This window comes from Methylovorus sp. SPW-M1, assembly GCF_053848825.1.
The window spans coordinates 1613945-1637091 of record NZ_CM132626.1; the positions used below are offsets into that span (position 1 = coordinate 1613945).

A 23147-nucleotide genomic window follows, 5' to 3' on the forward strand; every position below is an offset into this window, starting at 1 on the left:
TTGCCAAAGCCCAATAAAAACGATGAATTATCGCTGATTCTTCAAGCGAAACATTACAACCCGCATAACGTGCTTGGATTGCATGTACATGACGGGCAGCACAGTTTTCGCGCATTTTTGCCATTCGCCGAACAGGCATGGCTCAAATTAGGGCACGACTGGCAACCTCTAGTCCGTGGCGAATCGAATGGTTTTTTTGAGTGGTCAGGCCAGGAACAGCCTGAAACACCATGCCAGCTCAGGATTGAGCAACATGGGGAAATCATTGAAACCTGGGACCCCTATTCCTTTGGCCCAATGCTCAGCAATGACGAGTTGTACTTGCTGGGTGAAGGCAAACTCAAGCTGGCCTACCGCACCCTGGGTGCACATCTGTGTACGCACCAAGGGGTTGCAGGCGTTCGCTTTGCCGTATGGGCGCCCACAGCCGAGCGCGTAAGCGTTGTCGGGGATTTCAATCAATGGGATGGCCGGGTTCACGCCATGCATTGCCATGGCTCCAGCGGCGTATGGGAGCTATTCATCCCCCAGCTCATTGAAAATCAGCTCTATAAATTTGAAATTCGCAATCGCAACACCGGCAATCTTCATGTCAAAACCGACCCTTACGGCTTCAGCTTTGAGCAATTGCCCGGCACTGCCAGCAAGATCACCCGGCTGGACGGCTACCAATGGCAGGACGATGCCTGGCTCAAGGCACGTGCAGAACGGGATTGGCTGCACGCCCCACTTAACTGTTACGAAGTGCATCTCGGATCCTGGCGGCGCGATGAGCACGGCCATTTCCTCGGGTATCGGCAGCTGGCCGAGCAACTGATCCCTTATGTTCAGGACATGGGCTACACCCATATTGAGCTATTGCCAGTATCCGAACACCCCCTTAATGAATCATGGGGCTATCAGACCACAGGCTATTTCGGTGTCACCAACCGTTTTGGCAGTCCCGATGATTTCCGTTACTTCGTGGATCGCTGTCACCAGGCGGGTATTGGCGTGATTCTGGATTGGGTGCCTGGGCATTTTCCCAAGGATGACTGGGCGCTGGCCCGCTTCGATGGCTCGGCGCTGTTTGAGCACGAAGATCCGCGCCTGGGTGAACACCAGGACTGGGGCACGTATATTTTCAATTACGGCCGCAATGAAGTTCGCAACTTCCTGATCAGCAATGCCTATTACTGGCTTAAGGAATTGCACATTGATGGTTTGCGCGTGGATGCCGTGGCGTCCATGCTTTACCTCGACTACTCGCGCAAGGAAGGCCAATGGCTGCCCAACAAATTTGGCGGTCGCGAGAATCTGGAAGTCATCGACTTTCTGCGCCAGCTCAACATGATGGTGCATGAGGATTTTCCTGGCGCCCTCACCATCGCCGAAGAGTCCACCTCTTTCCCCATGGTTTCACGCCCGGTTTATCTGGGCGGCCTTGGTTTCTCCATGAAGTGGAATATGGGCTGGATGAACGACACGCTGTCGTACATGGCCAATGATCCTATACATAGGCGTTATCACCAGCAAAAGCTCACATTTGGGCAACTCTATGCCTATACGGAAAACTTTTTGCTGCCCTTCTCGCATGATGAAGTTGTCCATGGCAAACGCTCCTTGCTGGAAAAAATGCCGGGCGATACCTGGCAAAAGTTTGCCAACCTGCGTTTGCTGATGACTTACCAGGCCACGATTTCCGGCAAAAAACTCAGCTTCATGGGCAATGAAATTGGGCAAAGCCGCGAATGGAATGTTAACGCTTCGCTGGACTGGCATTTGCTGGGAGAGCAGTTCAACCAGGGCATTCAGCGCCTCTGCCGTGATCTTAACCATGCCTATAAAAACTATCCCGCCTTACACGCGCTGGATTTTGAGCAGACCGGATTCCGCTGGATAGACTGCAACGATGCCGAGCAATCCACGATCAGCTTTGTGCGCACGGGCCAAGCGGGCGAAGCTCTGGTTATCTTGCTCAACTTCACCCCAGTGCCGCGCATGCAGTACCGGATTGGTGTTCCTCATGCAGGCAGCTATCGCGAGCTGATCAATAGTGATGCCGAATGCTATGGCGGCAGCAATATTGGCAATGGCGGCCTGTTGCACAGTGAACCTGTGCCCTGGATGGGATGTCAGCATTCCATTGAACTTACCTTGCCACCGCTTGCCGGACTGATATTGAAGCCCGAATCTGCATAAGGCCTGCATCACATTCGCTGATTTATTAATAAAATGTTAATTAAGCCAGTCTAGACTGGGCTGGCAGTATCGAAATATCGTAAAAATAGTTAGACTAGTAGCCAAATGCCACGCAGCAAGTGCGCATACCGCTAACAACACAACCTTCCAATACCGAATAAACTAAAAAACTGCATGAGTAATCCAACAAATTTGCCTGCATGGCAACAGCTGCAACGCCACTTCCAAGACATATTCCCTCTGCAAATGCGCGACATGTTTGCGCAAGACGACAAGCGCTTTGAGAAATTCTCGCTGCAATGGGGTGATCTGTTGCTGGACTATTCCAAGCATCGCATCACGGCGGAGACCATGTCGTTGTTGTTCACATTGGCACGCGAAACGGATGTTGAGCAGTGGCGTGAGCGCATGTTCAGCGGTGAAAAAATCAACTTCACCGAGAACCGTGCGGTACTGCATACCGCCTTGCGTAACCGCAGCAATACGCCGGTGCTGGTCGATGGCAAGGATGTAATGCCGGATGTGAATCGCGTACTGGCGCAAATGCGCAGCTTCAGCGAGCAAGTGCGCTCAGGTGAGTGGAAAGGCTATAGCGGCAAGCGCATTACCGATATCGTCAATATCGGCATTGGCGGCTCCGATCTGGGGCCTGTCATGGTCTGTACCGCGCTCAAGGCTTACGCAAGTCCGGAATTGAATGCGCATTTTGTATCCAATATTGACGGCGCTCACCTCGCGCAGGTACTGGAAAAATGTCAGCCCGACACCACGCTTTTCATCGTCGCTTCCAAAACATTCACCACTCAAGAAACCATGACCAATGCGCGCTCTGCCCGCACATGGTTCCTGGAGGCCGCAGGGGATGAAGCCCATGTAGCCAAGCATTTCGTGGCGTTGTCCACCAATGCCAAGGCTGTGAGCGACTTCGGTATCGATACCGCCAACATGTTCGAATTCTGGGACTGGGTGGGTGGACGTTACTCGCTGTGGTCGGCCATTGGTCTGCCTATCGCCATTTATATCGGCATGGATAACTTCGAGCAGCTGCTGGAAGGTGGTCATGAAACGGACCTGCATTTCCGCAGTGCACCGCTGGAGCAGAACCTGCCTGTCATCATGGCCATGCTGGGTATCTGGTACAACAACTTTTTCGAGGCAGAAACCCACGCCATCCTGCCCTACGATCAAGGCTTGTCACGCTTTACGGCATATCTGCAGCAAGCGGATATGGAAAGTAATGGCAAATTTGTCAACCGTGCGGGCGAACGCATCAACTACACCACAGGCCCGATTATCTGGGGTGAGTCCGGCACCAACGGCCAGCATGCGTTTTACCAGCTGATTCACCAGGGCAACAAGCTTATTCCTTGTGACTTCCTGATGCCACTGCACAGCCATTACTCGATTGGTAAAAATGGCGATGAACATCACCATATCCTGATTGCCAACCTGCTCGCGCAAACGCGCGCGCTGATGCAAGGCAAGTCCGCCAAGGAAGCCAAGATTGAGCTGGAAGCGCAAGGTCTGGATCATCACACCATAATGAACCTGCTGCCACACCGCGTCTTTGGTGGCAATCGCCCGACCAGCACCATGCTGTTCGACAAGCTGGACCCGAAAACGCTGGGCAAGCTGATTGCATTGTATGAGCACAAGATCTTTGTGCAGGGCATCGTCTGGAACATCAACTCCTTCGACCAATGGGGTGTGGAATACGGCAAACAGATTGCCCAGAAGATTCTGCCGCAACTCACCGAAGGCAAGCTGACCTGCGATTACGATGAATCTACCAACAAGCTGATTGATTACATCAAGTCACAAAACATCTAGCAACGTACTTCAGCGGTTTACCGCAATAAAAAAGCCCCGAATATCGGGGCTTTTTTATTGCCATGCCTGACTTCAAGCCAGGCCGGACTTTCAGGATCAATGCATTTTCATGCCATTGAATACGGTGCCCATGGCGGCATTGCCCATGGAGGCGCCGATGCGTTTGGCAAACTTGTCTGCCAGGCCTTCACGTGCGGTAAAGTCGACGATTTTCTCTTGCTTGATGATTTCGCGCGCCACGTAATCCGAGCTGCCAAAGCCATCTGCGAGGCCCATTTGCACGCTGGTTTCTCCACTCCAGAACAAACCGCTGAAGGTATCATCGGTTTCTTTCAGACGCTTGCCACGCCCTTCACGCACAACGGCAATGAATTGCTGGTGAATCTGGTTCAGCATGCTTTGCGCGTATTCTTTGTGCTTGGGATTCACAGGAGAAAACGGATCCAGAATCGCCTTGTTTTCACCAGCGGTGAGCAAGCGACGCTCAACCCCGACCTTGTCCATGATGCCGGTAAAGCCAAAGCCATCCATCAGAACGCCAATCGAACCGACAATACTGGCCTTGTCGACGAAAATCTTGTCAGCCGCAACCGCGATATAGTAACCACCGGATGCGCAAATATCTTCCACCACGGCGTATACCGGGATATTGGGGTGCAATTTGCGCTGACGATGGATCTCGTCATTGATAATCCCCGCCTGCACCGGACTGCCACCCGGGCTGTTGATACGCAGGATAATGCCCTTGGTATGCTTGTTTTCGTAGGCAGACTCAAGACTGCCGATGACATCATCGGCGCTCACCTGATCATCACTGCCGATCACACCGTAAATATCAATGATCGCGGTATGGTCACTATTGGCACTGCTATCGCCCCCTACCCAGTCCAGCGCATAAAACAACAACATGAAGAGGTAGATAAAAGTAAGCGATTTGAAAAGCACGCCCCAGAAACGGTTACGGCGTTGCTCCCGAATGGCGGCAAAAGCCAGCTTTTCCAGCGTTTGACGTTCCCAGTTCGGATCGTTTTGATTAGTGTCAGACATGCTTCAAACTTTCAAGGTTAATGAAAACAAAGGAATCCCGCTCGAATACGGGAAGCTGCTTGAGGCTGCGGCCTTTGCAAGGCCCCATCACACAATACCCGTTATCAGGCATAAAGTGCGCGCCGTGCGTGGCACAAATAATATATTGCTGGGTGAGATCAAAAAAATCGCCAGGATTCCAATCCAACTCCACCGGCACGTGGGCACATTGATTGATAAATCCACAGACCTTGCCTTTATAGCGCACCACGAACCCGGTCACGCGCTGCCCGAATTCAGGCAACTCAAACCGCACACCCTGCCCTTTTTCCAGCAGGCTGGCGCTTTCACAGATCAGGCGTTCATTATCAGCCATTGATTTAATTTAGTAAATTCATCGAAATGGGCAAGCGGCGCATGGGGCAGCAAGCGCTCCAGTGGGTGTGCGCCATAGCTCACCCCCAGGCTTCGCACCCCGGCGTTGCTCGCCATCTGCAAATCAAAACTGGTGTCTCCTATCATCAAGGTACGCTCCGGGCTCGCGCCTACCTCGTCCATCAACTCATGAATCATTTGGGGGTGTGGCTTGGAATGGCACTCGTCCACACAACGGGTTGCATGAAAATAATGCCCTATGCCACTGTTTTTCAGGGCACGGTTCAGGCCGGCCCGCCCCTTGCCTGTGGCCACCGCCAATGCAATACCGCGGCCATGCAGCTCGGCAACGGCCTCCGCTGCGCCGTTGAACAGGGGAATCTCGTTTTCGCCACTATTGTAATAGAGTGCATATCGCGCCATCAGTTGCTGAATTTGCGACTCCTGCACTGTACCGAACAGTTCAATGAGGGCTTCACGCAAGCCCAGACCGATAATGCCGCTCGCAGCCTCTTGGGTGGGCAAGGGCAAGCCGACATCCACACTGCTCTGGCAAATGGCGTCGACTATGAGTTGGGTGGAATTGGCAAGCGTGCCATCCCAGTCAAAAATAATAAGATCGAATTGATTACTGCGCATGGTGGACTCTTGCTTCTATTCAGGATTCTTGGTGGATGGTGATTTTTCGAGAGAGGTGAGGAAAGCTTGCAACGCTGCCGGGAGCGGGGCAATCAACTTCAGCTTGTCACCAGACAAGGGATGACGGATGCCGGTTTCCGCCGAATGCAGGAACATGCGTTTAAGTCCGCGTTTTTGCAACGCCTTGTTCAAAGCAAAATCGCCGTATTTGTCATCGCCAGCGATAGGGAATCCCAAATGGGCCAGTTGCACCCGCAACTGATGGGTGCGGCCTGTAATCAGTTGCGCTTCCAGCAGGGTAAATTCCCCATACGATTTTTTCAGGTGGAAAATGGTTTCCGAGTTCTGCCCCTCCTCTTCCACCGTCACCTTGCGCTCACCATTGGCCGTGACATGCTTTTGCAAGGCCAGCACCACGCGCTTTTTCTTTTCTTTCCAGTCCCCGCTGACCAGCATCAGATAACGCTTGTCCATATGATTGGCGCGCATGGCTTCGTGCAGGCCGACCAATGCGCTGCGTTTTTTTGCCACCATCAGGACACCTGAGGTTTCCCTATCCAGCCGGTGCACCAATTCCAGAAACTTGGCATGGGGGCGTTCCAGACGTAATTGCTCGATAACCCCGCGGCTGACGCCACTGCCACCGTGTACGGCAAAGCCAGCTGGCTTGTCGATGACCAGCATCGCTTCATCTTCAAAAATAACGGACTGTTCGAACCTGGCGGTAACTGGCCGAGTTTCTTCTGCGACAGGCTGTGGCTGCACCCTGATAGGCGGCACCCGCACCAGATCCCCCAGTTGCAAACGGTAAGTCGCATCTATGCGCTTGCTGTTGACCCGCACTTCCCCGCTACGCAATATGCGGTAGACATGGCTTTTGGGCACACCCTTAAGAGTTTTGGTGAGGAAATTATCGATGCGCTGGCCAGCCGAACCTTCGTCCACCGTCAGCATGGCTGCACTGTTGGGTCCAATGGTCGTGCCATTTGCATTACTTGCTTTGCTTAAATTAGTCATCTCACCTATACTACGAAAATCTCGAAATAAATGCGCTAAGCGCTTATTCGGGAATGAATTGATGTTTGAAAAAACACCTTGAAAAATACCTTGGTTAACTCGCTCGCCAAATAAAACATCGTAGCGATTTTCTGCAACATTACTAATTGCGCTCAAGCCGCTGCAAACCAGAATCGCTAATAAATGCGCGGCCAGGAATTGCTGGAACTAAAGAATTTTAGCCGATATGACGGCTAACCAGAGACAGAATTAAAGCACCGAGGTTTAAAGCAACCCGTTAACGAGATTTTTCGTCAACTAAATCAGTCTGATACATTAAAACGATCAGAATTCTTTTTTCCGCCATGCGACAGAATCGCAACCCGTGCGATGAAAAAAGCGGCCTAACCGCCTGGTTTTACCTCCTGCAGCAAACTCTGCTCACGCAGTAAAAGTGCACTCATATACACTGTGATTCACAGGAGCACTCCCTGCCGGACATCAGCAATCCTGCTTGTCGTTGAAGCGACAAGGTCTGCCAGACCGCTTAGAGCGCGGGAGCCTTACAATGAAACGCATGCTTTTCAATGCGACACAGTCGGAAGAACTACGTGTCGCCATCGTCGATGGTCAAAAACTGATCGACCTCGACATCGAATCCGCTGGCAAGGAACAACGCAAGAGCAATATCTACAAGGGTATCATCACCCGCATCGAGCCTTCTCTTGAGGCTGCATTTGTCAATTACGGTACTGACCGTCACGGTTTTCTCCCCTTCAAGGAAGTCGCTCGCAGCTATTTCCAGAACGACAGCGATGGCCGCGCCCGCATTCAGGATGTTTTGAAGGAAGGCCAGGAGCTTATCGTCCAGGTTGACAAGGACGAACGTGGCAACAAGGGCGCAGCCCTCACCACCTTTATTTCCCTGGCGGGCCGCTATCTGGTGCTGATGCCGAACAACCCTCGTGGCGGCGGTGTATCGCGCCGCATCGAAGGCGAAGACCGCAATGAACTGCGTGATCTGATGGCCCAGCTGGAAGTACCTAACGGCATGAGCATCATTGCCCGTACCGCAGGTATTGGCCGCAATATCGAAGAGCTGCAATGGGACCTGAACTACCTCTTGCAACTGTGGACAGCCATTGAGGGTGCCTCCACCATGCAAAGCGGCCCTTTCCTGATCTATCAGGAAGGCAGCCTGGTCATTCGTGCCATCCGTGATTACTTCCAGCCAGACATTGGCGAAATCCTGATCGACACCGCTGACATTCACGAGCAAGCCGTGCAGTTCATGAACCACGTCATGCCGGGCAATGTATCGCGCGTGAAGCTGTATCGCGACGAGATTCCTTTGTTCTCCCGCTTCCAGATCGAGCACCAGATTGAGACTGCGTTTTCACGCGAAGTGCGCCTGCCTTCCGGCGGCGCCATCGTGATTGACCACACGGAAGCCCTGGTATCCGTCGACGTTAACTCCGGCCGCTCCACCAAAGGCAGCGACATTGAGCACACCGCGTTCAATACCAACCTGGAAGCTGCCGATGAAGTAGCTCGCCAGCTCCGTCTGCGCGACCTGGGTGGTCTGGTGGTGATCGACTTCATCGACATGGAAAACCAGCGCAATCAGCGCGAAGTTGAAAACCGACTGCGCGACGCCCTGCATCATGATCGTGCCCGCGTACAAACCGGCAAGATTTCCCGCTTCGGCCTGCTGGAGCTGTCACGCCAGCGCCTGCGTCCAAGCCTGGGCGAGTCCAACCATATCCCATGTCCTCGTTGCCATGGCACAGGCCATATCCGCGGCATCGAGTCCACTGCGCTGCATATCCTGCGAATCACGCAGGAAGAAGCCATGAAGGAAAACAGTGCCATTATTCAGGTGCAGCTGCCGGTGGAAGCAGCAACCTTCCTGTTGAATGAAAAGCGTGCCGAGATACACAAGATCGAGCAACGCTCCGGTGTACAGGTTGTGCTGATCCCCAACATTCACATGGAAACCCCGAACTACAACATCTCGCGTATTCGCAGTGATGATGTCAACGAGGAAACCAGCCGCGCTAGCTACCAGATGGTAGAGCTGCCAACCGAGGGTGAATACAACCCGGCTGCGCAACAGGAAGTCAAAGCTGTGCGTGCCGAGGCTGCCGTCAAGGGCATTACCCCTGCATCTCCAGCGCCGATTGCCACGGAAAAAGCGGTTGAAGTGCCTGCCGCCCCTTCCCTGTTTGGCCGTTTCAAGAACTGGCTCAGCAAGATCACCGAAACCAAGGAAGAAGTGGTTGCGCCGGAAACCACCAAGCAGCGCAGCGACAACAACCGTAACAATCGCAATCAGCCACGCAATGCGCGTAACAACCGCAATGGCCGCAATGGTGAGCGCGGCGAACGTCCAGCCGCGGAACGCAATGCGGAGCGTGGTGGCGAACGCAACAACGAGCGCGCAGAACGCGGTGAGCGCCCAGCCAATGAGCGTAGCGAACGCCAGGAACGTGGCAACCGTCAGGAGCCACGTCAGCAGGAAGGCCGTGAACCACGCCAGCAAAACCAGCCGCGTGCAGAGCGTGGTGAGCCACGTGAAAAACCGGCCATCGCATCTCAAGCGCCTGCAGCAACCCAACAAGCCGCCAATGGCGAAGCTGGCAATGAGCCACGTAGCCGTCGCGGCCGTAATGGTCGCCGTGAGCGCCCGGCACGCGAGCCACGTGAAAACCAGGCACGCAAGGCAGCAGATGATGCCGCTATTGGTGCCCCGGTAGCAGAGGATGTGGCTCAACAAGTGGCAGCACCTGTCGCGGCCGCAGTTGAAACCGTTGCTCAAAACAACACCGTGAGCGAAGCGCCTGCTGTCGTGGAAACAGTTGCAGCGGCACCTGCCGTTGAGACCAGCCCCGCAGTCGAGCCTGTTGCCAAGGCAGTGGAACCTCAACAAGCGGATCTGGCACTGGTCAGTGATACCCCAGCTCCGGTAGTGGCAGCAGAACCTGTTGCCGCAGTGGCTGAAGCAGCACCAGCTGCAGAGCCTGTAGCCGAACCTGTTGTAGTGGCAGAAAAACCAGAGACTACTGACAAGCCGGAGAAGAAACCTCGCGCACCACGCCGCCGCAAGGCTGAGGCAGAAACCAAGCCTCTGGATCTCGCAGCAAGTGGCTTGCAACTGGTGGAAACCAAAGCCGATGCGCCGGTAGCCGCTGCGCCAGTGGAAGCAGAACCTGCAGCCCCACGCAGCCGTAAACCAGCGGCATGGCAGCAAAAAGCCACCAGCGATGAAAGTGCTGAGGCGCCACTGGTATTGATTGAAACACAGAAGTAAACATGTAGACTCTATTGGCAGCCGGTCAACGGTTACCAAATAAAAAGCCCGTTCCAACTCGGAACGGGCTTTTTTATGCCTGGCACTGCCATGATACTGCCATGATTTAAGCTACATCATATCAAGCCATCTCTCAGTGACTGGCTTGCATGCTTCAGGGCAGAATATCGGGAACATCTGTTCCGTAGAATTTGGCCTTGAGTTTTTTCAGCTGATCCCGGAATTCTGCTGCTTTCTCAAACTCCAGGTTTTGTGCGCTGTCATGCATGGATTTTTCGAGGCGCTTCATTTCCTTGATGATCTGTTTTTCGCTCAGGGCTTCATAGCTGGCCTGATCCTGCGCGGCCTGCCGTTCGCGTTTTGCGTCATCCTTGTCATACACGCCATCAATAATATCTTTGATGCGCTTGGTCACCCCCTTGGGCACGATACCGTGGGCCTCATTGAATGCCATCTGCTTGATACGACGCCGTTGCGTTTCATCCATGGCCAGTTTCATCGAGCGGGTAATGTTATTGGCGTAAAAGATCACCTTGCCATTAAGGTTACGCGCAGCGCGGCCTGCCGTTTGAATCAGGGAGCGCTCTGACCGCAGGAAACCTTCCTTGTCAGCATCCAGCACGGCAACCAGAGAAACTTCGGGAATATCCAGCCCCTCACGCAGCAGATTGATGCCGACCAGCACATCAAACTCGCCAAGGCGCAAGTCGCGAATGATTTCCACCCGTTCCACGGTATCTATGTCCGAATGCAGATAGCGCACCTTAACCCCATGTTCAGAGAGGTAATCCGTTAAATCTTCTGCCATGCGCTTGGTCAGGGTCGTCGCCAACACGCGCTCGCCCACGGCCACCCGCAGCTTGATTTCCGAGAGCAGATCGTCCACCTGGGTATCTGCCGGTTTTACGGTGATTTCCGGGTCGATCAGGCCAGTCGGCCGCGCCACCTGCTCCACTACCTGCTCCTGGTGCGTGGCTTCATAGTCGGCAGGCGTGGCGCTGACAAACACGGTTTGCCGCATGATGCGCTCAAACTCTTCAAATCGCAGCGGGCGGTTATCCAGCGCTGAAGGCAAGCGGAACCCATAATCCACAAGGTTTTCCTTGCGCGCGCGGTCGCCCTTGTACATGCCACCGATCTGCGGAATAGTCACGTGGCTTTCATCAATGATCATCAAGGCATTGGGTGGCAGATAATCAATCAGTGTCGGCGGCGCATCGCCCGGGGAGCGGCCGGTAAGATGGCGGCTGTAGTTCTCAATCCCCTTGCAGAAGCCGATTTCATTAAGCATTTCCAGATCAAACCGCGTGCGCTGCTCTATGCGTTGCGCCTCAACCAGCTTGTTGTTCTTGATAAAGAAGTCCACGCGATCACGCAGCTCCTGCTTGATGGTTTCCATCGCCCGCACTGTGGCTTCCCGCGCGGTCACATAATGACTGGAAGGGAAGATGCGGAAATTGTGAATCTTGTTGAATACCTGCCCGGTGAGGGGATCAAACAGCTGTATGGTTTCGATTTCATCGTCAAACAGGCTGATGCGGACGGCCGTCTCACTGTTTTCTGATGGGAACACATCCACCACATCGCCACGCACCCGAAAGGCACCGCGTGAAAAGTCAAAGTCATTACGGTCGTATTGCATCGTAATCAGCTTGTTCACAATGTCGCGCTGACTGATCTTCATGCCCTGATGAATATGCAGCACCATGCCATGGTACTCACCCGGATCCCCGATGCCGTATATGGCCGAGACGGTGGCGACAATAATGCTGTCTTCGCGCTCCAGCAGCGACTTGGTGGCTGAGAGCCGCATCTGCTCAATGTGATCATTGATGCTGGAGTCTTTTTCGATAAACAGATCGCGCGAAGGCACATAGGCCTCAGGCTGATAGTAATCGTAATAGGACACGAAATACTCCACCGCATTATTCGGAAAGAACTCGCGAAACTCCGAATACAACTGTGCAGCCAGCGTCTTGTTGGGCGCCATGACCATGGCAGGCCGCCCGGTACGGGCAATCACATTGGCCATGGTATAGGTTTTACCGGAGCCGGTTACCCCCAGCAGGGTCTGGTATTGCATGCCCTGCTCTATACCGGTGATGAGTTTTTCTATGGCGGCAGGCTGGTCGCCGGCGGGAGGAAAAGGCTGATGAAGCTGGTATCGACTATTGGGGAAAGTAACAATCACATCAAACACCTATAAAAGCGAATAGGTATTCTAGCAGTTCAAATCTATTAAGCCGAACTCGATTATTAATTAAATGTCTTTCTGGCAGGCTCACTTACAAACAAGACGGCCATAGGCCGCAACAATAACGACATTATGGAGAATGACTCATGCGTTACCTGCTGCCCCTGCTCACGGCATTAAGCCTTATCCCCACTGCGCATGCGTTTGACCGTGCAAAACTGATGGATTCCTTTTTCTCGATCGTCATGATCCGTGGATATAACCAGAATGGTAGTCTGGCTTATGGCTCCGGTGTGATCGTCGCCCCCAACAAAGTGCTGACCAACTGTCATATTTTTCGCCAGACCAAAGAGCCATGGATATCCCGCGGCGAAGATACTTACACCATTGCCTCGATACAGGCGGACCGCTGGCATGACCTGTGCCTGATAACGACAGACAACCTGCCATTCAAACCTGCCACGCTAGGCAAGGCCTCCGACATGAAAAAAGGCGAAGAAGTGATTGCCATTGGCCACTCCAGCGGCTCCCCTGCCCCCGTCACGTCACTGGGTACCGTCAAATCAGCTTATCCCCTGGATGATGGCATCATCCTGCGCAGCACTGCCCGCTTTGCCCTTGGCGCCAGCGGCAGCGGCTTGTTTAACGAAGAAGGTCAGCTGGTGGGCATCAATACCTTTAAAACCATAGGGCGGGTCGCTTACTTCTATGCGGTACCGATTGAGTGGCTGGACAAGGTAGCCCAGCAGCCTGCTGAAAGCGTCATGCAAATCACCGGCAAGGCTTTCTGGGAAGAGGAAGAAGACACCAAACCCTACTTTCTGCGCATCGCCGTGCCAGAGCTGCAGGAAGACTGGCTGAAACTGGAGCAAATCGCCCAGAGCTGGGCCAAGGCAGAACCCAACAATACCGAGGCATGGTACGAATTGGGATGGGCTGAGGAAAAGCTTGCGCGCACCGAAGAAGCCGAAAAACACTACCGCAAATCGCTGGCGCTGGATGCCAACAACACCGACGCCTTGTTCAGGATAGGTGTCATCGCCAACGACAAGGGCGACAAGCAAGAAGTGCATAAAATCAGCCTGGCGTTGCTCAATCTGGATAAAAATATCGCAGAGGAATTCGGCGATACCGTAGGTTGCAAGCTGGAATGCTGAAATACCGAGCATGAATTTCATGACAAGCACATGAAAGAACAATCAAAAAAACGCGCTGCCAGTTCCGCAGGATGGGTTTTGTGAGTAAAATTAGCGCTTTATCACTCACCCCCATTCAAGGAAGTTACTTTGGAGCCCTTAGCTTTACCGCTCTCGCAGCGCGTTCAAACCATCAAAGAATCCCCTACTCTGGCTGTGACGGCACGTGCAGCCAAGCTAAAGGCTGAAGGCCGCGACATTATTGGTCTCGGCGCTGGCGAACCCGATTTCGATACGCCGCAACACATCAAGGATGCCGCTAAAAAAGCCATCGATAGCGGCTTCACCAAGTACACCCCTGTCAGTGGCATTCCTGGCCTGAAAAAAGCCATCGTTGCTAAGTTCAAAAATGAAAACGGCTTTGACTACACCGAAAAGGAAGTGATCGTCGGCGTAGGTGGCAAGCAATGTATTTTCAACCTGGCGCTGGCAGTGCTCAACCCGGGCGACGAAGTCATTGTGCCTGCGCCTTACTGGGTATCGTACGCTGACATCGCCATGGTGGCAGGTGCAAAGCCCGTGATTATCGAGTGCGGCATTGAACAAGGCTTCAAGCTCACTCCAGCGCAACTCGAAGCCGCCATCACGCCGCAAACCCGCATGTTCATGATCAACTCGCCATCCAACCCCACAGGTTCGGTGTATACCCTGGCGGAGTTGCAGGCCCTGGGTGAGGTGCTGAAGAAGCATCCGCAGATTCTGGTTGCCACGGATGACATGTACGAACACGTCAACCTCACTGGCGAAAAATTCCACAACATCCTGAATGCCACGCCTGAACTCAAGAGCCGCTGCGTGGTGCTGAATGGCGTATCCAAAGCCTACTCCATGACCGGCTGGCGCATTGGCTATGCTGCAGGCCCAGCTCACATCATCAAGGCCATGGAGATTTTGCAGTCGCAATCCACCTCCAACCCCACCTCCATCTCGCAAGTGGCTGCGCAAGCCGCGCTGGAAGGCCCGCAGGAATGCATCACCCCCATGGTAGAAGCCTTCCGCGAGCGTCACGAGTATGTGGTGAATCGCTTCAACCAGATGCCCGGCCTCAAGTGTATCAAGGCTGGCGGCGCGTTTTATGCCTTCCCCGATGCGCGCGTTGCCATTGCCAACCTGCACAAGGCAGGCGTGATCAGCGATACCACCGATATGGCCTTGTCAGAATACCTGCTGGAAAATGTCGGCGTTGCCGTCGTTCCCGGTTCTGCATTCGGTGCCGAAGGCTATTTCCGTATCTCGTTTGCCACGTCCATGGAAAACCTGAGAAACGCCCTCGACCGGATTGAAAAGGCACTTACTGTTTGATTATAAAAGCATAAGATCAGGCGGATTTTAGCCACATTTTTCCGCAAAAAAACAGTCGATTTTACACGCTGTTTTTTGCACAAAAATGTTGACCGAAGCCCGCCGAGTCTTTATAGTAGCGCCTTCATCGATTCCCCGATAGCTCAGTCGGTAGAGCAACGGACTGTTAATCCGTGTGTCCCTGGTTCGAGCCCAGGTCGGGGAGCCAAATATGAAAAAGCCCACAGTCTTGTGGGCTTTTTTTCCGATGAACTTTGACCGATATTCCCCGATAGCTCAGTCGGTAGAGCAACGGACTGTTAATCCGTGTGTCCCTGGTTCGAGCCCAGGTCGGGGAGCCAGATATAAAAAAGCCCACCGTTTTGTGGGCTTTTTTGTTTTACAGCTCAGCACTCAATCAGAATCCGAATTTTCCATTCTGATTTTTCCAGTCCTGCCGCGGCGGGATTGCTTCCATGGTGTCCCAATGTTCGGCGATCTTGCCGTTCTGCACGCGGAAAAGATCGTAAAAAGAAGTCCACTTGCCAGCAAACTCCCCTTCACTGACCACCAGTACGAAATTGCCTTCGCCCAATACCTGATGCACCCGGGTATATTTCATGGTGATGCCTTGCTCGGCCAGATATTTAAGGGCTGCACCCAGGCCTGACAAGCCATCTGCAATGGCCGGGTTATGCTGGATGTAATGATCACCGTCAAAGTAAGACGCCAGCTTTTCCAGTTTGCCATTCACCAGGACATCATCGACGAAATCGACCACCAGCTTTTTATTAGCGGCGGTTTTTTCAAGGTCTTTGATGGTTTTATCTCCGTCCGTCATGGTGTGCCCACTCGGGTTGGCTTGTGCAGGCGTTTGCTGCAAGTTATCCCAGTGCTCGACGATTTTTCCATGTTCAAACCGGAATATATCGAACCCGATCTTGGGGCCAAAAAAATCATATTCCGTGTGGGTGATCACAAAGTCGCCATCTTGCAGCGCCCTGACGGTATTGACCTTGGCACTGCCTTTGGGCAATTGCTGCAAGACCGCACCAAACCCTGCCAAACCATCGCCTACATTCAGGTTATGTTGAATATATTTTTCGGCATTAATGTAGCCAACGGGTGCCTGTTCACCGGTTTCGATACTTTTGAGTAAATGAATTACCAGTTCCTTTGCTGTGGGTGTCATAGCAGTTTCCTTTCGTTCAGAGGTGGGGGCGGCGAAACTTTTCATCGCCAGAAGCAAAAGCCCTATCGCAAAAAGCGATGGCATCTTGTCAACATTCATACGCATTTAAAGCTCCATAGGGAAAAAGACATTAAAGATAAGACGAGGTAATATTAGGAAATTGAATGAGGTAATCACAGGTACTTTTGGCGCTATTTATGGTAAATAAAAGACATTTGTTGAACACGCGCGAAAAAACATCGCCTCCTGTACTGGAACGCGTGGTCTATACACCACCAGCGTCTTATGGGCTGGACATTGAAGTGATTCCATTTGCCATCCTGAGAACGCGAATTCTTGAAAACCGTTTCCGGCAGGCGCATCAGATTAACTTCTACCTGATGCTGCTGATCACGGAGGGTAGCTCTACCCCGGTAGTGGATTACCGTCCCATTGAATGCAGCAAAGGGACGCTGCTATTGCTAAGCCCTAACCAGGCGCTGCAATTTGATCTTCATGAAGGTTGCGATGGATGGATGATCATTTTCAAGGCGGAGTTTCTGACGTCTTCGAATGAAGATGCAGGCGTCAATATCTTCATGGCCAATGCGATGCATGGTGCTGCAGCGAAGCTGAATCTGGCCGCGGATGCAGAAAGCATTATTTGCGCACGCATGAAGCAGATGCATGCAGATACCCTGGCAGCCGGCACCAAAGCCATGAAGAATGCCATGCTGAGGTTTGAGCTGCAGGCGATGATGCTAAGACTGACGATGCTGGGAGAACAGATGGCAGAAGCTGAGCCGAATCCGGCTGAGCTTTCCCGGTTCCGGCGATTCAGAAAACTGGTTGAAGAGAAGTTCGCGCATCAACACGCAGTGGCCGACTATGCCGCTGAACTGGGCTGCACGGTGAAGAGTCTGACACGGGCAACACAGGCAGCGGTTACCATGGGGGCCAAGGAATACATTGCAGCCAGAATTAACCTGGAAGCCAAACGCCTGCTCACACATACACAGATGCCCGTCACCATCATCGCTGAAGTGTTGGGGTTTGATGAAGCAACTAACTTCGTCAAATTTTTTAAACGCAATAGCGGAATGGCACCGAATGCATTCCGCAAACTACATTATTCGATTTATAACTGACGAGACATCACCATTGGGCATGGCAGCATCATGGCGCACTTTTTTCGCGAAAAGTACCGCTCACATCAGGATTTTTAAATAGCCAGTCATCCTTGGCCGCACAGGTTTTGGTCTTCATCTCGAAGGCAATCAGCAAGGCACAGAACAAGTCATCGTGGCTAAGCGGTGCATCTTCATATGCCTTGATCATGCTGACCGGGTAGTCAAAGTGTTTACCGGCCCAGAAAACAGCAGGAACGTGGGTTTGTTCTATCGGCGCGGTGGCATAGGGAGCTGCATGCAGGTATACGCCCTTCTCCCCTAACGATTCACCATGATCACTGACATAAAACATCGCGGCTGCATGGGTGTTGTCGTACTTCTTCAAGAAATCGATAACATTGGCTAAAAAATAATCGGTATAGCGAACCGCGTTGTCGTAGCCGTTATTGATTTCTTGCTGGCTGCAACTACGAAGCTCGCCCGTCATGCAGACAGGTTTGAAATACTCAAAGGCTTGGGGGTAGCGCCGGTAGTATTCCGGCCCATGGTTACCCATCTGATGCAGCACGATCAATATGTCTTTGCCTTTATGCCCTTCGATATATTTATCCAGGCCTGAAAGCATGCCGATATCGCGGCATTCCGTATCGCATTCAGGATTGAAGGTAGGACTCTTGAAGTCTTGATATTCAACGCGGGCAGCCACTCCTTTGGAGTCGGAGTTGTTATCACGCCAGAGGACTTGCACGCCCTCTTCTGACAGCACATCAAGCGCGTTTTTATACTGGCTGGCCTTCTGACGCGTGTAATGTTCACGGCCCAAGGCGGAAAACATGCAAGGTACCGATTCTCCTGTCGATGTTCCACAGGAGCTGACATGCTTGAAGCTGATGACATCGCGCTTTGCCAGTTCGGGATTTGTCGGGCGGTCATAGCCATTGAGCGAAAAACGATCCGCCCTGGCTGTTTCACCCACCACCAGGATGACAAGCTCGTTCTCGGGATGCACACCCACCTCCTGAGTATCGGCCGCAGACTCATGCAACACGGTTTTCGAGCTTGCTGCTCGTGCATATTGGCTGACATATGACAGGGTCGAATAACTCCACCCCGTTGGGTTTGCATACAGCCGGGTAATCTTGTGCTCTTTCACAAAACCGGTGAAATTGGAGAGAGCAATGACAATCGACAGAATCAGCGCCAGCAACAGCCACAAAGAAAGTTTGACGCGGGAAACCAGCTCTCGCTTACGTCCTTCGGAGGCCGGCCAGTAGCGTATGGCGAGCGCCGCTGGAATCACGCCCAGAACCAGGAACCGCAAGACCATGCTGGCATTGACCAAGCCGGCGATTTCCTTGGCATCGGTCTCAAAGATATTGTTAATCATCACAACATCGATCACCACCCCGTAATGATCCATGTAATAAGCAGCCAGCGACGAAACAAGCAACAAGGTGGCCAGTACCCATTTGCCCATCCTGCCATGGCATACCCACAACAGGAAAAGCACGGTGCTTAGCGCAAAAAATAAGGCAATGCTGGAGAAATGCAGCAAGTTGATACTGAAAGGCTTATCCAGGGGATAAATTTCCAGCAACTTGGCCCATAGCGAAAGATTGGCCGCGAGTATGAAGAACAGCGAGGCAATCGCGAGAAAGCGGGTTTGGCGGGTAAAAATGTTCATCACCTTAAAATTGTTATCATGAAGTAGCCAACGCCTGACACGTTGACGGAGAAACTCCAAAGCCCAGCGAAATGCTCAGGCCATCACTTCAATGCAAATCCAAACAAAAAGCCTGCGATCAGCAGGCTCTATTGATTCATTCAATTAATGCAGTCGGCTTATTCCGCCGCAATCTGCTGCTTGTGCAGCAAGCGCTCAAGATAGGCAATATAGCGCATCAGGCGGGCTTGGGTTTGCGGCTTAACGTCCACATAGGAAAACCCAGCGCGGAAATGACGTAAGGCAGTACCCTCGTTCATTTCCAGTACATTTCTGACCAGCATGGTGACGTTAATTTCGCCAAACTCGGGAACCACAAAGTTACAGTCGTGATACGTCGCCCCAACCTCAAGTGTGCTGTGCTTGCTCTTAGGTAATACCAATGCCAGCCCTGCGATACTGATATCAAGTACAGGGAAGGAAGGTGCACTTTCTATCATCGGGATAGTGCACAACAGCCCCGGTGGTGGAATACGGAAAAATTCCCGCTGATTATGTTCTGGATGAATCATGGTTTTTTATCATTGAATTAAAGTTATTACAAAACCGAAAGTCGGTTTCAGGCGCGCCCTGACGCCTCTGAAACCGATAACCCTTGAGTGGGATTCTAGCAGGTATTTTTCCTGCTTGAATGAAAAATGCCACGCGAAAATCTTGCGTGGCATGACTTTTACATTTCAAGCAAAGTTGTTACTGTGCTTTGCGAAACTCGACAGCCCCCTCTTGTGCCGCCTGCTGGATTCTATCCTGTACCGGGACCAACAGCTTCTGGCTTTCCAGGATGATTTGCTGGGTAACCGCTGGCATTTTGTTCATGGCCGATTTGCCTGCTGGCGTTTTGTAAAATGCGGTCAGGGCATTCACTTCCTCCTGGGTAAAGTTCTTTTTGTAGAGGCTGGTATAAATGCTCTGGAAATTTTCCCAGGTCATGACTTCAGCCATGATGCTGGAAATTTTTTCCGACGTGGTATTCAAGACTTTTTCCTGTTGCGGGTTCAATTGCTTTCCGCCTAATTGCCCAAGAATCGAGGCTTTTACCGAGCTTGCATTTTGTGCCCGGATTTTTTCCAGCATCTGCTTGGCATTCATGGCATCCAGCAGATTTTTAATCGACTCATCAGTGGGCGCAGTTTGCGCTGCCAGCGATTGAAAAGAGAGAAGCAAAGCGAAGATACATACGATAAAACGTGTCACGTGACCTCCTGTAGAGTATGTCGGTTAGATGGCAAAAGCCCGATTCAGGCCACTATCGAACGTAAATCATACTCTAATGGGTCACCTTGTGGGTGCTCCGCTAACGTTAAGACTCCATGTGTCAAAAAAACATTAAGTCACCCCACTCCCTCCATCCACTCTCATTGGATTGCCTCACCCAGAGGCAATCCTCTCCACTTTCCCGCAGTCACTGCCACACGCACCCGATAGATACTGGCCTGATTCCCCCGTCAGACTTTTGATCCAGAGATCATGAAATCACTCGCCATCTGATGCAGAGCGGCAGGATTTTTGACGATCAGACGCATGCCTTCCTTCTCGATCACACCTTCAGTCACGAGTAAACCAAGGGCGCGTGAGACGGTTTCACGGCTCGTGTTAACCATGATAGCCACCTGCTGGTGCGAGGGGAAATGATCGACATATGGCTGATTTTTTGCCATGCGGGAAATCAGTAAAAAAACACGACTATATGCATTTGGCACGCCCAGCAAACAACGAAGATCCGTCACCATTCGCATGCGATGGCACATATCCTTCAACATGCGCTCGGCAACCTTTGGAACATGGTTGACCAGGCTGTTGACCTTGCTTTTGGGTAAGGCCGCGATGAGGGACTCTGAAACCGCAACAATGGAAGCTGGACGAGGCAGATCATCCAATACCGACAACTCTCCAAAATAATCCCCCGGAGCGATGAAATTAAGCCCGGTCTGGCGGCCCTCCAGCGAAATATCCACCACCATGAGGCGACCACTCAGCAAGAAAAACAACTCATTGGCCTCATCCCCTTTATGACATACAAAATGCTTTTTCTCGATTCGAAACATCCTGAAATATCGGGAATACTCATCCAGCAATGGCTGAGGGAGCCCTTGGAGCAAGGGCAGCGTTTTAACTTGTGTAATACTCATATGAACCCCTATAGACGCTTGTGAACCTGCTTTATAGTTATTTGCGTATCCGGTCATCAGTATTGATGGCTGCCGGATGCACAACCCGGTACAACATTCCTTCATCAATTTTTATTTTGGATTTGCCATGCATTGCTCAGAGCAAGCCAAGTTTTCTGCAGCCTGGAGAGTTGCTATGAACAAGTGAAAGGCTAGCAGTAGATTCACACCTCAACCATTGGCTCAAGGTGCTATATGGAAGACGTGCGGAAGAGGATTATCAGGAAGTTAAAAAACGGAAAAATAAGCAGGCAAGAGCATCAAAAGCGACCAAATAAAATCTCAAGCCATTGATTTTAATAAAGTATAAATTCAATGTACAAAAAGAGGCTTATGCCATTACGATGCGCAGGCGATTACCCGAAGGAAATCGCCGCGAGAAGGAAAATCTGCAGAGAGATGAAATGATAGAAAAATATTGAGGGGATGATGCGCGCTACATCGCACTCATGAGTCGAGTTGATGCAGCGCTAGTCCAGATATGGCAGTTGGACGGCGACTTCAAAGCCTACAGGAGAAATATTGCGCGCGGCAATTTTGCCGCCATGCATCTCGACCACCTGCTTGGCCAAGGCAAGCCCAATGCCGTGGCCATCTGAGCCCAATCCAGAGTTGGCTCGATAAAACGGCTGAAAGATGGTTTCCAACTCATGTGGGGCAACCCCCATGCCTTGGTCACGTATGCGGATGAGTACCATGCGTGTTGCGGGATCACTGCTGACGTCAATATCCACATCACTTCCATCGGGACCATATTTGAGCGCATTTCGCACGATGTTCTCCAGCGCTCGATGCAGCAAGTCTGGTTGCGCTTCCAGCACAAAATCATCGTGTGGCAGTAATCTCACTTCTATCTTGCGATCCTTGCCTTCAAACTGCGCGTCTTCCGCCAATGTAAACAGGAGATCACTAAGATCAACGCGCTCTTTGTGGATATTGGTCACACCGGATTCCAACCTTGAAAACGCCAAGAGCTCGCCTACCAATTTATCCATGCGTATGGACTCGCGCTCGATACGCTCGAGCGAGCTGCTGACTTTTTCCGGGCTTTGCCGTGCAAGTCCGATTGCCATCTGCATGCGCGCCAACGGCGAGCGCAACTCATGCGAGACATGATGCAACAGTCTTGATTGACCTTGTAGCAGAGCCCCAAGGCGTGATGCCATCGTGTCAAAGTCACGCCCAAGATCGCTCAGCTCATCGCGCCTATGCCCCATGGAGCCGGCTACACGCACCTCGAGATCGCCATCCGTTGCCGTAATAAATGCTTGACGCAAACTGCGTATGGGTTTGGAGAAATACCATGCCAGCAAGGCAGCGAATACCAGACTGGCGATCACGCCTGCCGACAGCGGAACTAATGGGAACACTCGCCAGAAACGTGAGCGCATGCCGCCATTGGGTGGTGGCCCGTCTCCAGCACGTTCGCCCGGTGGTGGCTGATGCATGTCGGAGGGATCGTGCATGTCGGGCGGTGGTCCATCCGGATGCCCCATGCCCTCATTGGGGGGAGGCTGTCCTCCGCGAGAACGCGAGGGAACAAACAAAATGTATTCATGACCATCATCTGCGTGAATGCTTCGCACCGCCTCGTCTTTATCGAGCTGCGAAATAGCCAGCTGCAGCAACTCGGGAGAAACCCTGCGTTGAAGCAGATCCTCACCCGCCTCGTTTACCACATAAATCTGCGGCATACGACGTTGCGGCCAGCCTTCCAGCATTTTGCGCGTGGCGCCCACACCGCCATGCTCCAGCGTCGCGGAGACCGCGGCCAGGACGGACATGGCAGGAGGACTCGCTTCAATCAGGGATCGGGAGTTTTCCAGGCTGCGATTATGGGCCCACACGGCCAAGCCAACACCGAATACCGATGTCAGCTGTGCAAACAGGAAAAAGAAAAAGAACTTCCAGTAAAGCCGCCCCATAG

The 23147-nt window shown here is 52.4% G+C and carries 17 protein-coding genes and 2 tRNA genes; 8 read left to right on the forward strand and 11 right to left on the reverse strand.

All coding sequences use genetic code 11. The features are described from left to right. Nucleotides 1–2181 (forward strand): 1,4-alpha-glucan branching protein GlgB, encoded by a 2181-nt coding sequence (glgB, locus tag ACWWD9_RS07590; RefSeq protein WP_455866648.1) that lies wholly within the window; start codon nucleotides 1–3, stop codon nucleotides 2179–2181. A 174-nt stretch (nucleotides 2182–2355) separates the two neighbouring features. Continuing rightward, nucleotides 2356–4011 carry a glucose-6-phosphate isomerase gene (gene pgi / locus ACWWD9_RS07595; protein ID WP_455866649.1) on the forward strand — a complete coding sequence of 552 codons (1656 nt, stop codon included), beginning with the start codon at nucleotides 2356–2358 and terminating at the stop codon, nucleotides 4009–4011. A 96-nt stretch (nucleotides 4012–4107) separates the two neighbouring features. On the opposite strand, the gene ACWWD9_RS07600 is transcribed toward pgi, so the two are convergent. Genes ACWWD9_RS07600 through ACWWD9_RS07615 form a run of 4 tightly spaced genes read right to left on the reverse strand, consistent with a single transcriptional unit; the run spans nucleotide 4108 to nucleotide 7068 of the window. Further along, on the reverse strand, nucleotides 4108–5058 hold the full coding sequence (locus ACWWD9_RS07600) for a S49 family peptidase (RefSeq protein WP_013442127.1): 951 nt from the start codon (nucleotides 5056–5058) through the stop codon (nucleotides 4108–4110). After that, nucleotides 5051–5413 carry a Rieske (2Fe-2S) protein gene (locus tag ACWWD9_RS07605; protein ID WP_015829999.1) on the reverse strand — a complete coding sequence of 121 codons (363 nt, stop codon included), beginning with the start codon at nucleotides 5411–5413 and terminating at the stop codon, nucleotides 5051–5053. Before ACWWD9_RS07605 ends, ACWWD9_RS07600 begins: the two co-directional genes overlap by 8 nt. Next, a complete protein-coding gene (locus tag ACWWD9_RS07610) occupies nucleotides 5392–6051 on the reverse strand; it encodes an HAD-IA family hydrolase (RefSeq protein ID WP_013442125.1) in 660 nt (219 codons plus the stop codon). Before ACWWD9_RS07610 ends, ACWWD9_RS07605 begins: the two co-directional genes overlap by 22 nt. Before the next feature lie 15 nt (nucleotides 6052–6066). Next, nucleotides 6067–7068, reverse strand: a complete 1002-nt coding sequence (locus ACWWD9_RS07615; protein WP_455866650.1) for an RluA family pseudouridine synthase — start codon at nucleotides 7066–7068, stop codon at nucleotides 6067–6069. Nucleotides 7069–7615: 547 nt separating this feature from the next. On the opposite strand from ACWWD9_RS07615, the gene ACWWD9_RS07620 reads away from it, so the two are divergent. Then, nucleotides 7616–10357 (forward strand): Rne/Rng family ribonuclease, encoded by a 2742-nt coding sequence (locus tag ACWWD9_RS07620; RefSeq protein WP_455866651.1) that lies wholly within the window; start codon nucleotides 7616–7618, stop codon nucleotides 10355–10357. A 154-nt stretch (nucleotides 10358–10511) separates the two neighbouring features. Here ACWWD9_RS07620 and uvrB read toward each other — a convergent pair whose 3' ends face one another. Beyond that, complete coding sequence (uvrB, locus tag ACWWD9_RS07625) at nucleotides 10512–12548, reverse strand: excinuclease ABC subunit UvrB (protein WP_455866652.1); 2037 nt, start codon at nucleotides 12546–12548, stop codon at nucleotides 10512–10514. A gap of 149 nt (nucleotides 12549–12697) precedes the next feature. Between uvrB and ACWWD9_RS07630 the strand changes: the two genes are divergently transcribed. The 4 genes from ACWWD9_RS07630 to ACWWD9_RS07645 all read left to right on the forward strand — a co-directional run bounded on the left by ACWWD9_RS07630 (nucleotide 12698) and on the right by ACWWD9_RS07645 (nucleotide 15390). After that, the gene (locus ACWWD9_RS07630; protein ID WP_455866653.1) at nucleotides 12698–13708 is read left to right on the forward strand and encodes a trypsin-like peptidase domain-containing protein; all 1011 of its coding nucleotides are present in this window, start codon (nucleotides 12698–12700) and stop codon (nucleotides 13706–13708) included. Between the two features lie 129 nt (nucleotides 13709–13837). After that, on the forward strand, nucleotides 13838–15049 hold the full coding sequence (locus ACWWD9_RS07635; RefSeq protein ID WP_013442120.1) for a pyridoxal phosphate-dependent aminotransferase: 1212 nt from the start codon (nucleotides 13838–13840) through the stop codon (nucleotides 15047–15049). A 132-nt stretch (nucleotides 15050–15181) separates the two neighbouring features. Beyond that, nucleotides 15182–15257: transfer RNA gene (locus ACWWD9_RS07640), tRNA-Asn, on the forward strand. Nucleotides 15258–15314: 57 nt separating this feature from the next. Beyond that, nucleotides 15315–15390, forward strand: a tRNA-Asn gene (locus ACWWD9_RS07645). A 56-nt stretch (nucleotides 15391–15446) separates the two neighbouring features. On the opposite strand, the gene ACWWD9_RS07650 is transcribed toward ACWWD9_RS07645, so the two are convergent. Next, nucleotides 15447–16220 (reverse strand): nuclear transport factor 2 family protein, encoded by a 774-nt coding sequence (locus ACWWD9_RS07650; protein ID WP_455866654.1) that lies wholly within the window; start codon nucleotides 16218–16220, stop codon nucleotides 15447–15449. A 197-nt stretch (nucleotides 16221–16417) separates the two neighbouring features. Here ACWWD9_RS07650 and ACWWD9_RS07655 point away from each other — a divergent pair, with 197 nt between their 5' ends. Beyond that, complete coding sequence (locus ACWWD9_RS07655) at nucleotides 16418–17347, forward strand: helix-turn-helix transcriptional regulator (RefSeq protein ID WP_455866655.1); 930 nt, start codon at nucleotides 16418–16420, stop codon at nucleotides 17345–17347. Nucleotides 17348–17375: 28 nt separating this feature from the next. Here ACWWD9_RS07655 and ACWWD9_RS07660 read toward each other — a convergent pair whose 3' ends face one another. The 5 genes from ACWWD9_RS07660 to ACWWD9_RS07680 all read right to left on the reverse strand — a co-directional run bounded on the left by ACWWD9_RS07660 (nucleotide 17376) and on the right by ACWWD9_RS07680 (nucleotide 23145). Next, nucleotides 17376–19013 carry a phosphoethanolamine transferase gene (locus ACWWD9_RS07660; protein ID WP_455866656.1) on the reverse strand — a complete coding sequence of 546 codons (1638 nt, stop codon included), beginning with the start codon at nucleotides 19011–19013 and terminating at the stop codon, nucleotides 17376–17378. A 158-nt stretch (nucleotides 19014–19171) separates the two neighbouring features. Then, nucleotides 19172–19564 carry a flagellar brake protein gene (locus ACWWD9_RS07665; RefSeq protein ID WP_013442116.1) on the reverse strand — a complete coding sequence of 131 codons (393 nt, stop codon included), beginning with the start codon at nucleotides 19562–19564 and terminating at the stop codon, nucleotides 19172–19174. A 178-nt stretch (nucleotides 19565–19742) separates the two neighbouring features. Continuing rightward, complete coding sequence (locus tag ACWWD9_RS07670; protein ID WP_455866657.1) at nucleotides 19743–20246, reverse strand: DUF2059 domain-containing protein; 504 nt, start codon at nucleotides 20244–20246, stop codon at nucleotides 19743–19745. Between the two features lie 251 nt (nucleotides 20247–20497). Next, nucleotides 20498–21181: a Crp/Fnr family transcriptional regulator gene (locus ACWWD9_RS07675; protein WP_013442114.1), complete on the reverse strand. Its 684-nt coding sequence runs from the start codon at nucleotides 21179–21181 to the stop codon at nucleotides 20498–20500. 509 nt (nucleotides 21182–21690) lie between these two features. Beyond that, nucleotides 21691–23145, reverse strand: a complete 1455-nt coding sequence (locus tag ACWWD9_RS07680; protein WP_455866658.1) for an ATP-binding protein — start codon at nucleotides 23143–23145, stop codon at nucleotides 21691–21693. Between the last annotated feature and the right edge of the window lie 2 nt (nucleotides 23146–23147).